General features: G+C 34.6%; 8 protein-coding genes. 1 reads left to right on the top strand and 7 read right to left on the bottom strand.

The window, feature by feature from the left end; all coding sequences use genetic code 11:
- The first annotated feature begins 40 nt into the window (after window positions 1–40).
- On the top strand, window positions 41–826 hold the full coding sequence (locus HJ01_RS01935) for a rhomboid family intramembrane serine protease (RefSeq protein WP_007136582.1): 786 nt from the start codon (window positions 41–43) through the stop codon (window positions 824–826).
- 183 nt (window positions 827–1,009) lie between these two features.
- On the opposite strand, the gene HJ01_RS01930 is transcribed toward HJ01_RS01935, so the two are convergent.
- From HJ01_RS01930 to HJ01_RS01900, 7 genes are all read right to left on the bottom strand, one after another.
- A complete protein-coding gene (locus tag HJ01_RS01930) occupies window positions 1,010–2,563 on the bottom strand; it encodes a RagB/SusD family nutrient uptake outer membrane protein (RefSeq protein ID WP_007136581.1) in 1,554 nt (517 codons plus the stop codon).
- A gap of 4 nt (window positions 2,564–2,567) precedes the next feature.
- Window positions 2,568–5,669 carry a SusC/RagA family TonB-linked outer membrane protein gene (locus tag HJ01_RS01925; protein WP_040473604.1) on the bottom strand — a complete coding sequence of 1,034 codons (3,102 nt, stop codon included), beginning with the start codon at window positions 5,667–5,669 and terminating at the stop codon, window positions 2,568–2,570.
- A 1,394-nt stretch (window positions 5,670–7,063) separates the two neighbouring features.
- Window positions 7,064–7,798: a 23S rRNA (guanosine(2251)-2'-O)-methyltransferase RlmB gene (gene rlmB / locus HJ01_RS01920; RefSeq protein ID WP_007136578.1), complete on the bottom strand. Its 735-nt coding sequence runs from the start codon at window positions 7,796–7,798 to the stop codon at window positions 7,064–7,066.
- A gap of 68 nt (window positions 7,799–7,866) precedes the next feature.
- Entirely contained in the window at window positions 7,867–8,367 is a 501-nt protein-coding gene (locus HJ01_RS01915; protein ID WP_007136577.1) for a lipid-binding protein, read from the bottom strand.
- Window positions 8,368–8,377: 10 nt separating this feature from the next.
- Complete coding sequence (locus HJ01_RS01910) at window positions 8,378–9,127, bottom strand: immunoglobulin-like domain-containing protein (RefSeq protein WP_007136576.1); 750 nt, start codon at window positions 9,125–9,127, stop codon at window positions 8,378–8,380.
- A 16-nt stretch (window positions 9,128–9,143) separates the two neighbouring features.
- Window positions 9,144–10,619, bottom strand: coding sequence for a SusD/RagB family nutrient-binding outer membrane lipoprotein (locus HJ01_RS01905; RefSeq protein ID WP_007136575.1), 1,476 nt, complete (start codon window positions 10,617–10,619; stop codon window positions 9,144–9,146).
- A 12-nt stretch (window positions 10,620–10,631) separates the two neighbouring features.
- On the bottom strand, window positions 10,632–13,784 hold the full coding sequence (locus HJ01_RS01900) for a SusC/RagA family TonB-linked outer membrane protein (RefSeq protein WP_238531059.1): 3,153 nt from the start codon (window positions 13,782–13,784) through the stop codon (window positions 10,632–10,634).
- Window positions 13,785–13,845: the final 61 nt, after the last annotated feature.

The raw sequence follows: 13,845 nt of genomic DNA, 5'->3' as shown, positions 1-13,845 counted from the left end.
TGTAAATATGTGAGCTAACCAAAATTCAAAACTTAGACTAATGGACAAACATTTTAAATTCAGCAACTCTGTCGTAGGCCTGCCGCTCTTTTTTGTATTGTTTTTGTGGTTTATCTATTGGTTAGAAGTTCGATTTGGTTTTGACTTCGATGTCAATGGTATATTGCCACGAACTGTTTCTGGATTACAGGGAATTATCTTTAGCCCATTTATACATTCAGATATCAGTCACCTTTACAACAACTCGATTCCTTTGTTGGCTCTATTAGCGGCATTGCAGTTTTTTTATGCTAAACAATCTTTTTATGTTATCGGTTATGGCATTTTGTTTTCTGGACTGTTAACATGGATTATTGGAAGAGAAAATTACCATATAGGAGCCAGTGGGTTGATTTATGTTCTAGTCAGTTTTATTTTTTTTAAAGGGCTATTTACAAAATATTACCGTCTAATTGCGCTGTCGTTAACAGTGATTATGTTGTATGGAGGGATGCTCTGGTATGTTTTTCCAGAAGTGGATAATTCCATTTCGTGGGAAGGACATTTGGCAGGATTGGTAACCGGTTTTGTTCTTTCGTTTATTTACAAAACTCCCGAATATAAAAAGGAAGTAAAATACGATTGGGAAAAGCCTGATTTTGTAGCTGCTAAAGATAAATTTATGCAACGTTTTGATGAAAACGGCAATTTTGTGAATTTGCCTCCTGTAGTTGAGGAGGAATCGGAACTGCCGTATTTTACATCAAGTAGTACCTTGAGCTATGCAGCAGACTTAAATTATAGCCATGTTGCAAATATTGATTTAGAGTCAGAATCAGAATCGTGAATAGGAGTGGAAGGGGGCACTAAAAAATAGTAATGCCTGATTAGCAATACTGATTTGACTCGTTTAGGTTTTTTTAGTAGTACATCAGATTACAGAGGGCTATAATCTTTAATTATTTTAGGTATGAAAAAAAAACCGCCTAAAAATTAATTTAGACGGTTCAGTATTATTGATTATGGTTAATTACCAGCCTGGGTTTTGTTGAGCTAATAACGTTGGATTGTTAGTGGTTTCTAACAAGGGTATAGGCCATAGAACTCTTTTATCAGAGCTTGGTATTGCTGCTTCACCGTAAGGTCCTGTGTAAGGAGTTCCTAGAGTATAAGCAGATGCAGCTGGGTTTCCACTGGCTACCTTTGCAGGTATACCGTCAATAGGAAACATATCGTCATTTTGTAATCTGATGATGTCGTTCCAACGACGTCCTTCCAATAAAAATTCAATTCTGCGTTCTTTTAAAATAGCTCCAACCATTGTTTTTGCTGTTGGAAAACTTAATGCAGTATATGCTTGAGTTAGTGGTAATGCTAGAGATCTGTTTCTAACACTGTTAAGTCTTGTTAGGGCAGAAGTTAAATCTGGAGTGGATTTACGTGCATAAGCCTCAGCCATGTTAAGGACTACTTCTGCGTATCTAATAATAGGAGCTGCATCGGTATAATTAACGTCGTCTCTATATTTGTTTGTATACTTAACACCTCCACTCGTAAAGACCATACCAGTAGCTGGAGTCTCATCTCTACGTTTGTCATCTACTAACCAACTTGGATCTCTCCAGATAATAGGACTAATACCAATTAAGAGTCTTCTTTTGAATTGAGAAGCAAGAGCGGCATTTACACCAGGGTTCAAAGTTGAAGAATGTAGGATTGAAAATATAGATTCAGTATTTGAATAACTATTTGCAAATGGACCACTAGGTGTAGCAGTTAAGGTATATCCACCATTTAATTTAAGGCCTTCATTAATAACGTTATCCCAATCTCTTTTGTGTAGGTACACTCTTGTTTTGAACGCAATTGCAGCTTTTTTAGATGCTTTTGTAAGTGTAGTATTAGTGATCAAAGTTTCTGCGTCATTTAAATCAGCAATTATTTTTGTATAACATTCCGCCACCGTGTTACGAGGTTTTAGTAGTTCTGAATCAATTTCTGCTTGAGTATCAATGCCTATTTCTCTATAAGGAATTCCTAGGTGTGTAGCTCCAACACTGAAGTTATAAGGCCTTGCAAATTGTGCGAGCAACTCGAAATGCGTGATTGCTCGTAAAAATTTTGCTTGTCCAATATAATCGTTAGCAACAGCCTGAGTAATGATTCCTTTGGCAACAGCTCCAGTTACTCCGTCAATTACTAAGTTACATCTGTTTATCAAACGATATCCATCAATCCAGTAATACACGTTATTAGCAGTTCCTGCATCATAAGTAGATTGGTAAGTAAGTTGGTAAAAAGTTTGTGTGTTAACAGCATCTTCTCCTCTTGCTTCGTTTTGTTGTACAAATGCAGCTCCCCATACATATCCTCGACCTGCATTTGGATCGGTACTGTTGTACTGTCCTATTGCTGCCGCATTATACATACCGTTAATTGAGCTTTCAATTAAAGACGGCGAAGAAAAAGCCGCATCAATGGAGATGTTGTTTATCGGAGTTAAATCCAATATGGTATCTTCATTACATGAATTCATTCCGAATACAAGTATTCCTCCTGCTATAATTTTTAATAAGATTTTCATTTTTTTATAAGTTTACGTTAATACCCATTGAGATAACTTTTGCACGTGGTGTACCGTTCAAATCGACACCGAAAGTTTCCATTTCTGGATTTAAACCTTTGTACTTAGTAATAATTACTAGGTTTTGACCTTGAACAAAAAATCTAACGTTTGATAAGTTTGCTTTTGCAAGTAATGATTTTGGAAGACTATATCCTAAAGTAACATTGTCTAAGCTAATAAAGTCGCCGTTCTCTACAAATCGGGTAGTAGCATTACTTGACTGGTTTAAGAAGGTGTTTGTACCAGCATAAAGTCGTGGCGTCCACCCATCGCCAGGATTTTCAACACTTTGCCATCTTCCCAATATCTCAGTTCCGTTGTTATTTAAATTTTGTGTGACTAAATCTCTTCTAGTTGAGTTGAATAATTTATTACCGCCGCTAAATCTCACTAAAAATCCGAAGTCTATGTTTTTATAGGTGATTTTAGAGTTAAATCCACCAAAATAAGTTGGTAATGTTCCTCCTAATACTTTTTTGTCAGTTGCAGCCAATGTACCAGCAACTGAAACATCAGCTCCATTGTTTGGGTCAAATACTTTGTATGTTCCTGTAACAGGAAGTCCTTGTACTAATGTTCCATCTGCTTTATAGTAAACAGGATTTCCGTTTGCTGGATTTACACCCCAATATTCAAAACCGTATAGTGAGTTCACAGATTCACCTTCTCTAATAATAATATTTGGAGATATGTTTACGTCTGTTGAAGATCCACCTATTAAGTCAGCTCCACCATTTGGTAATGATGTTACTTCGTTAGTTTGTAATGTTAAGTTTGCACCTACATTAATTCTTAAGTCTCCTGTGTTAACGATAGTGTAATCAGCAGAGAATTCATATCCTTTGTTGTATAATGACCCTACGTTTTTTGTGATTCTATTACTAGGTATTCCTAATGATGGTGCGGTTGGTTCGCTTAATACAAGTCCATCGATGTCATTTTTAAAATAATCGAATCCTATTTTTAACTTATTGTTAAATAAAGCTAAATCTACACCAAAATCTGTTTTTTTACTAGTTTCCCATTGTAAAATATTATTACCAAATTGTGTGAATGCAATACCGTTGTTATCACCATATTTAGATGCTGATGTTAATCCTAAATAGGGATATGATCCAATTTCGGTGTTACCAACTTCTGAATAAGAAGCTCTAACTTTAAAATCATTAACGGTATTTGAAATTCCTTTCATAAATCCTTCGTTTGCGATATTCCAAGCAGCTGAATATCCAGTAAAGTTATTCCATCTTTGGCTTGGGTCTAATTTAGATAATCCATCTCTTCTTATCGAAGCACCTAGAAAGTATCTTTCATCATAATTGTAAGCAAGTCTTCCAATGTAAGATACGATACCTACTTCAGTTACAGAACCTCCAGATTCTTGAATTCCATAAGCTCCAGTTACTAGGTTTTGGTTGTAAAAGGTGTCTAACAAGTTAGTTCCGTTTCCAAAGAAGCGTTCGTTTTTTTCTTTCTGAAACTCGGCAACAGCAGTAGCTGATACATTGTGTTTTTCAAGGAATGTTTTATTGTAAGATAGGATGTTTTGAATATTCCATCTTAACAATTCAGTGTTGTCATTTTGTAATCTTCCTAAAGATCCTCTACCATCTCCGTGTATTGGGTTCCAATATAAGAAACCTGAAGTAATAGGGTTGTCAGCACTAGCTTGAAACTTGTAGCTAAGGTCTTTTGTGATTTTTGCTGTTGCAAAAGTGTTTACTAACATTCTGTTGATTTTAGACTTGTATTTATTGTTGTCTAAAACATAAACAATATTAGAAATGTTGTCACCTACTGGTTGTAAATTTGTTCCTTGTCCTACGTTACCTGTTGCTAAGTTAATGTTGTATCCTGTTGGATTTGTAGCGTCATAAATAGGATTGTTTGGAAGTTGTCTAATAGCATTGAAGATGTTTCCAGATAAGGAGTTTCTCCCGGTGTTTAATCCATCATATTGAGTTCTTGTAATTGCTACAGACCCACCCACGGTAAGCCAATTATTTATATCATGCTCTAAACTAGTTCTCAAAGTTATTCTTTGCATTTCATTAGCTTTAGCTACACCTTCTTGAGTAGTATAGCCCATAGACATGAAATATCTCGTTTTGTCTGAACCACCGCTAAAAGAAAGATTGTGGTCCATTTGAAAGGCACTTTGATTAAGAACCGCTTTCTGCCAGTCAATATCAAATTCATTTCCTGCTGCCCAAGGAGTTTGTGCTCTGTTTGTTCTTTTTTCATTAGCGATTACTAAAAAGTCTTCGGTTTTTAGTAGGTCATGCGTTTTAGTTGCCGATGCAAAACCTGTCACTACATTGTAGGCCACTTTCATTGCTCCTTTTTTACCTTTTTTGGTGGTGATAAGAATGACTCCATTTGCGGCACGAGAACCATAAATAGCTGTCGCTGCACCGTCCTTTAAAATTTCAAATGACTCAATGTCATTTGGGTTGATGTCTCCAAGTGCATTTGTATTAGCGTATCCTCCGATATCTCCTGAATACATTGGCATGCCATCTACCACGTATAGTGGGTTTGTTCCGGATGATATTGAAGCTGTACCTCTAATCCTTACTTTAGGAGCTTCCCCAAGTATTCCAGTTGAAGATGTCACTTGTACACCTGATGCTCTACCTGCTAATTGGCTTTCAAAACTAGGGGTCACAAGCCCTTCAATATCTTTACCTTTAACGGAAGATTGTGCACTTGTCAGGTCTTTCTTTTTCTGAACGCCATAACCAATTACAACCACTTCTTGAAGATTTTGTGATGCGTCTTTTAATTTAACGTTGATGGTTGTTGAGTTTGCTTTAATTTCTTGTTTTTCAGTCCCAATGTAAGAGAACGATAAAACTGCCGTAGGCGATACTTTGATAGAATATTTTCCGTCAAAATCTGTTTGGGTACTGTTTTGGGTACCCTTTACCACAACACTTACTCCAGGTAGTGGCTTACCTGAATTGTCAGACACGGTACCACTAACACTTCTGTCTTGCGCAAATGTAATTTGCGTAATTAATGCTAGTACCAGCATTAAAATTTGATTAAACTTTGGTTTCATTGTTAAATATTTTCGATTAGTTCAACAAATATCATAACTTAATGTTAATATTGTTGTGTTTTTATTTGTTGTAAAATAAAAATTATTTTCATATATACCATATTGTGTATGTTTTAAGATTTGTTTTTTCTAAATTCATAATCATCTGTATTTGTGGGTGTTAATTGTTTTTTTTTCAATTTATCAGCCCTCTTTTTTAATGTAATTCCAGTTTTTGTGAAGAAGCTACGTGAAGTGAGTATGTTAAAAATTGTAAATTTTAACATCGTCAGGTGAAGTTGTTATAAAAAAAACTTACGTAGATTTAGATATTATAAGAAAAAACCTCGTAAACATATATAATTTAGTGGTTTTAGTTGTTAAAGTTTGATTTTAAAGTGGTTGAAATAATATGATTTATTACAATAGTGTAGGTGCAAGTAGTCCTAGATTTGTTGTACAAAGTGCTAAGAAGAGCATCTTATGTTGTCAATCTGTTCAAAAATCCTTTTTGACTCAAATTCAGCATTTTTTCTTATTAATTATATGTCAATTCTAAGATGATAGGTTTGGTCTTCAGGTGTTATAGATAGTGACGCAGTTCGTTTTAGATTTATATTACAGACTTTTTATCTTTGCTCGTTACGTTTTCGATTCCATCTGGATGCAATGATAAAATATTTATAATTTTTAAAATTTGCTGTCTGGATTTGAATAGTGAATTGTGTTATTTATGACTTTTCATAAGCTTAGGAAAATAAAAAAAACCATCAGTTTGAATTGATGGTTTTAATACTAAAATAAAATTTTTAAAAAAAAGTAGTGATGGTTTATGGTAGAAATTAACCGTAAACTGATTTCACTATTAGTGTAAAGCGCTTCAAAGTTTCGCTGGGGCTATCTAATATTTAGTATTATTAGCTTATATCTTAGCAGATGTAATTAATTGTGCTTTTGTATCTCTTCAATTTTAATATTTTTTAGATTATTCGTTTCTATAGAGTGTTCGTATTTAATTAGGGATGTGATCATGACAAATATCTTACGTAATATTTAATTTTGCTATTAATTCAATTGTTGTAATATTTAAATTATTGTTATATATGCTGTACGATTTTTTTTATGCAGTAGTACGTAGGAATGGCTGTAAGTGGCTGTTATTGTGAGTTTTATTTATTTTTTCGTTCAATTTGTCGTAAATTTTTTTGAAAATAGAAATTCTTGTTTAAATAGTTAAAGTGCTAAATTTTAACATTTTAAATTCTGTTTCACGAAAATAGTTGTGGATTAATTAATATATTTTATAGGTTTTATGTTAAAAAAAAGGTTTTGTATTGTATCGATGTTACCAAAAAAAGGGATTGAACAACGAAGAAGTTGTTCAATCCCTTAAGAATATTTTGTTTGTGAGAATATTACCCCCTTTGTCGTACTGCTTCGTATAAAAAAGCACCACAAGCAACTGATACGTTCAATGATCCTATTGATCCAAACATAGGAAGTTTCGCTTTTTCGTCAACGATTTTAAGAACTGAAGGGTTGACTCCACGGTCTTCTGATCCCATAATAATAGCCACTCCTTCTTTTAATTCGATATCGTAAATATTTTTATCCGTTTTTTCTGTAGCAGCGACGGTTTTAATTCCGCTGGCTTGCAAAAGGAAAATGGCGTCTTTAATATGTTCTACTTTACAGATAGGAATGTTGAAAACAGCCCCTGCTGAAGTCTTTACCGTATCTCCGTTTACGGGTGCAGAACCTGCTTTTTGAACTATAATACCATTTACGCCAGTACATTCAGCGGTTCTAATTATAGCTCCAAAATTACGAGCATCAGAAATTTGATCTAAAACTAAAAACAATGGTTTTTTTCCATTTTCTAATACCGACTCTATCAAAGTTTCTAAATCAAAAAAGGAGATAGGGGAGATGGTCGCCACCGCACCTTGATGATTATTTGGTGTTAAACGGTTTAGTTTTTCAACTGGAACATAGGAGAAGTTTATATTACCACGCTTCATCACTTTCATTAAGTCTTTCATTAGTTCGCTGCTCGCTTCCTTTTGAATGTACACTTTGTCTACTGTTGCGCCTGCTTGAATAGCTTCGATAATTGCTCTAATCCCAAATATTTGATGTTCTTTTTCCATGCTGCAAATATATAAAAAAAACCACTCCGAATAAACGAAGTGGTTTGAATAATCTTGATATTAAAATATTAGTAGTTGTCTTCTAAGAAACCTGTTCTTTTATGACCAGAAAAAATTAATATGTTTCCTGGGTCGTAACTGAATTCTCCCTTAAAATAGATACTATCAGTAACGTTTCCACCTTTAGAGTGTGCTGCGTTTTTTAAGATCTTTCCTTCGGTAATTGTAAAAGTAGATCCCGGATCAAGTAAATTGTCTTCGTTAGCTACACTAAAAGTTAAGTTACTAGTATCTACGTTTAACTTTCCTTTTAAATACCATCCATCTTTATTGTCGTTTATGTACATAGTATTGTTCCCATCATTTGTGTCATAAGTAACATGATGAGAATGTTGAACTAAAACTCCTGATGCATCGCTGATATCGATATACCACTCACCATTCATTTCGATTGATGGTGTTTCTTCTTTTGCATAATCATCATAACCATTATTGTCACAAGAGCTTACTATGGTTATCATAAAAACTCCCAGAAGTATTTTATTGATATTGTTTTTTAATATATTCATGATGTTTTGATTAAAGTTGTACTTGAGTTAAAGTTGATACAAATTTGTATAGAGTAGTACCTGTATCCCAATCACAAGAAACTACCACTTTTTTTGTTGCTGGATTTACAGTAACTGCTGTTAGTGTAGCAACTCCGCCAAAGTAAGTATTTGTCATTGGATTTCCTGGGAAAGTAAATGTATTTGTGCTAATGTTTACAGCGTTCATTTTACCACCGGGTGTATTACTGTTGGCAATAGCTCTTGCTATTGGATACCATCCGCCAAATGCATCAGATATTTCGTAAGTTCCATCAGTGTTTTTCCAGATATAGATATATTTCATGTCTCTGTATGCAGCACTAGGAGTAGAACCATTTCTAGCAGCAGTTGAAGTATATACTCCTTCGATGCTGTTTACTAAATCTCCTGTTTTGTATACGATTACAGTTCTTGTAACTGTATTTGCAAAACCATCTTTGTTAGTAGCTTTGTAAGTTTGAATATATTCATCTTGAATATTCGTATCCAATTTATTTGACTTTCTGTTTACTCCTACTGCAGTCGAAGTGTATTCAATTGCAACTCCATTTTCAGTTGCAGAGACTCCTGGGTCATTGTATGCCGATCCTAATGGTACAAATACTATCGTTGCTCCCTTTAGTGTAATGTCCGGGAAATAGGTAACTGTAGATCCAATTTCTGGTTCAAGGCTACACGAAAGTATTGTTAAAAATAACATTGTGATACCTGCTATTTTGATTTTTTTTAAGTATTTCATATACGTGATTTTTATATTAATTTTTTTGATCCCACCAAACCTTTTGTGTAATTGATGTACGTTGAGTAATGTTGGTATTTCTATCAACTTCATTTTGTGGATAGAAAAGAATACTTGGGACAGTTTTAGCTGTTAATATAGAAGTAAGAGATGGTACTCTGTTTCCTTTTGAGTAATCTTGTGTTCCAAATGTTACAACTTCAGGAAACTTTGTTCTAGTGGTTTCTATATATGCCTCTATGTTGTTAACATTAGCTAAGGCTGCCCATTTTTGAATCATTACTTGTCTTACAGCTTGCTCAGTACCAAGTCCAGTGATGAACTCATATGCCGCACCTGTAGCTGTTAAAGTTGTTGCTCCAGTTGTAGCTAATCCGTAAGTTTTAAATGAATTTTCTACACCTAAATTGTATTTTTCTTTAGCTCCAGATTGACCAGAATATCTAATCAACGCTTCAGCTTGTAAAAAATAACTTTCTGCTACTGTTAATAAATAAACAGGTGTTGTAGCAGTAACTTTTGGTCTAGCATAGTTTATTGCGGTATTGGTGAAGTTTTCACCGTTTCCTTGGTCTAATGCTGCAAAGGTGTTAGTAGTTGACGCTCTGTACACTGCTGTTTTTCTTGGGTCACCGTTTTGTTCGTAAAACTCCATCAAAGTATTACTAGCAATATGATTTATATCACCTAAACCTGGAGATGAAGATAGATTTACTTCGTAAAATGGATTACGTTGTGAAATTTCAGTTCCAAATTTAGCAAAACTTGCATCCGCAGTTATGAAATTGTTTTGTGCTAAAAGAGCTTTAACAGCTACTGGATCTGCTAGAGATGTATATGCCATACGCATGTAAATCTTTAGTTTAAGTGTATTAGCGAATTTAAGCCAGTTTGTCATGTCTCCTTGGTAGATAACGTCCTGAGTACCGAATGCAGAGGGAACAGGATTTGCGTTATATGCAGCAACCGCTGTATTGATTTGTTTTAATAAATCAGTATAAATTTCGTCTCCAGGCGTGACTTTAGGGTTTATATTTGCTACTCCACCTAAAGATTCAGTATAAGGAACATCTCCGAAAACATCTACCAGAACTTGGTATGTATATGCCTCAAGAAGTTTTCCGATTAATACTTTTCCTGTATTTCCTTGTAACTCTGATTCAGTAATAACGAATTTTAAATCGTTTAAACATCCTGAGTAAAGTTCATCCCATGCCCTGTTTGCGAAATTAGTCGGAAGGTTGTATTGGTCAATCGCGTCGTACTGACCAGCACTTGGTGCTTGTGTGTGATATTGAGCGTAAAATCCACCAACATTTGCTAATTCTCCACCAGTCATTGCTATCAGCGAAGCTTCAGCAGAAGCAAGAGCCAAGTCAGGAGTAATTGCGCCGGGAGAATTAGGGTTAGTATTCACATCTAAATCTTGTTCGCAAGAGCTTAATGCTCCAACTGAAAAGATTATTAGTAATATTTTAGATATATTTTTCATATTATTTCTTTATTAAAAGTTTGCTTTTACACTAAAACCGATGCTTCTAGTTGAAGGGTTAGCGCTAAATTCACCAAATTGACCTGCAATATCTGTTCCGAAAGTTGATGTTTCTGGGTCAATATATTGGTTGCTGCTAGGAGTCCATAAGAATAAATTTCTTCCAACTACTGAAAAAGAAAGTGATTGTAAAGGACTAGCGCCTAACAGTGATTTAGGAAGTTGATATCCAATAACAACTTCTCTTAGTTTTATAAATGATTTATCAATTACTGTTGCTCTATCTAATGCTGTTGCACTATAATAGTCATCTTGGTGCTCAATATCTACTGGTGTAGTATTAGGAGCATATGTTACAGTTCCATCAGTAGCAGTTGATTGAGTTACAGAACCAGGAACAACGAATGGTTGTCTGTTATTGTAAGTTGTTGTTATTGAGTTCCCTGTAAATCGAGTAATGTCAGCAGTTCTTGAATACATTAATCCGCCTTGACGAATGTCAAATGAGAAATCCAAAGTTATATTTTTGTAACTTAAAGAGTTTCCTACTCCCATAGTGTAATCATATTGAGTATCTCCGTATACTTCTTTTATAGGCGATGCAATAGGAATTCCATTCGCGTCAACTACAATGTTTCCATTAGGGTCAGTTAAAGGTACATTACCTTCAATTAATCCAATCGGAGATCCTTGTTTAGCTATAAATGCAGTTGTACTCAACCCGCCTAAATTTAGTTTATCTAATCTTGGATCTAATTTCTCAAGGACCGAATTATTTGTTGCGTAGTTTATTGTTGTAGTCCATCCAAAACTATTGTTTTTTGGTTGAATAAAATTTAACGTTAATAATCCTTCAAACCCTTTATTAGAAATTGTTCCAACATTGGCAGTTTGTGAAGTAAATCCAGTTGATGCTGCAAGTGGTAATGAGATAATTTGATTTACAACTTTAGAATCATAATAGGAGAAATCAACAGTGAATAAGTTTCTAAAGAAAGAAGCTTCTATACCAAATTCATATTCTTTTCTTCTCTCAGGTTTTAAATCTGGATTGGCAGCTCTATTACCTACTTCATATCCGTTTACTCCATTGAAAGGGTAAGTTAAGTTACCAAAACCAAGACCTACATCTCCTTTTACGAATACTGGCAATACTTGGTATGGATCTGTATCAACACCTGTTTCACCGTAGTTAGCTCTTAATTTACCAAAATTCACAACGTCTTTGATTGCTGGAAAAGTATCTGTAAAAGCCCAACTTGCATTTATTCCTCCGTATAATACAGAACGATTTCCTTCAGGTAAAGTTGAGTACCAGTCATTACGTAGTGTACCAGTTAAGAAAAGTTGATTTTTAAATGATAATGAAGTACTGTTGTATACTCCGTACAATTTTCTTTCTGATCTACTAGAAGTAGCTTTAGCGTTTTCTGTTGAATTATCAAATGAATGAAATCCTGCAATATCTTGACTACCAACATTACCAGTAATTGAACTAGCTGTTCTTTGATTCATATTAAATCCAAATGAAGACTGTAATTCCAAGTCTTTTGAAAGATCAAAGTTTAAATTGTACAAAAGCTCATGGTTAATCTGTTTTGTAACAGACTTAGATTCTTCGTACGAACCTGGTTGTTCTGTTGATGAAAGATCATTAGGTGATCCAGGCAATGCATCTACTCTTTCTTCCCAAAGAGCTAAATTTGCCGTAGATTGGTCTAAACCAAAACGGTAAACAAAGCTTGACCATTTGTTGATTTCAGCATTCACTTCAATAGATCCGTAGATTCTGTCTTTTGTGAATTTTGATCCATTTTCGTTTAATGTAAAATATGGATTAGTTACACCGTAAGGAGTGTAGTAATTTGAAACATTGTTAAAAGGACTAGTGTAGTCTTTAAATTCGCTTAAAGCTATATCTGTAGGGATCTGCATTAAGTTGTTCATTACAGTCAAACCTTGACCTGTAGCAACGGCACTCCCGCCAGTATTCACGTAGTTTAAGTTTCCTGAAATAGTTATGTTTTTAACTTTTGAACTTCCAGATAAACCTAAAGTGTTTCTTTCGAATTTATCTGCATCAGTTGGCATGATTCCATCCTGTTGAGAATTTGAGTACGATAGTCTTACCGATGAATCTTGAGATCCTCCTGATATCGCTAATGTGTTTAATTGGCTTACTCCAGTGTCAAAAAAGTTCTCAAGCTGATCTTTTTGAAAAGAGTACGGTTTTATTTTTTGAGCATTATCTACTATATTTCCCCAAGGTCTAACAACACCATCAAATTTTGGTCCCCAAGATCCGTTTTCACCTAAAAAATGTTGTCCATTCCAACCTTGACCAAATTGATCTTGATACTGTGGAGTTCTTAAGATTTGCGTGAAATTAGTTGCGTTTGAAAAGCTTACTGCGATTTTACCAGCTTTTCCTTTTTTAGTAGTAATAAGAATTACACCACTTGCTGCTCTTGATCCATAAAGTGCTGTTGCAGCTGCTCCTTTAAGGATAGACATTGTTTCAATATCGGCTGGGTTGATATCTCCAGACCCACGACCAAAGTCATAACCGCCATTAAGGCTGCTTGAAAAGCTTGATCCATTGTTTATGGGAATTCCATCAACAACGTATAAAGGTTGGTTATTTCCAGTTAAACTACTAAATCCCCTGATAATTACTCCGGAAGAAGCTCCGGGATCAGTAGAAGCACTTGAAATAGTTACACCAGCTACTTTTCCTTTTAATGCATCAGCAACGTTAGTCTGTGAAGACTTATTTAGTTCTTCTGAATTAATAGTTGTTGCTGAGTATCCAAGAGATTTTTTCTCTCTTTTTATACCTAATGCAGTTACTACAACTCCTTCTAGTTGTACTGCAGTACCTACTAATCGAACGTTAATAGATGTCGATGTAGCTTTTTGTTCTTGAGATTGCATCCCAATATAGCTGAAAATTAAAATTTGACTAGGGCTCGCTTTGATTGCAAATTTTCCGTCAAAATCAGTTTGTGTTCCAAAGTTAGTTCCTTTAACTAATACACTTACGCCCGGTATCGGCATTCCTGTATTGTCAGAAACAACTCCTGTTACAGCTCTCTCTTGCGCAAAAGTTAGTTGCGCCATAAGTACTATTAATAGCACTAAGATTCCATTGAACTTTAGTTTCATTTTTAAATATTTTGAATTAGTGAAACAAAATTCTTAATAATTTGTTAAGTATCCTAATTAT

Origin of the sequence: Flavobacterium frigoris PS1, assembly GCF_000252125.1 — a bacterium.
Lineage (GTDB): Bacteria > Bacteroidota > Bacteroidia > Flavobacteriales > Flavobacteriaceae > Flavobacterium > Flavobacterium frigoris_A.
Note: the sequence above shows the minus strand (reverse complement) of the source record. Positions and strands in the feature narration are given on the sequence as shown.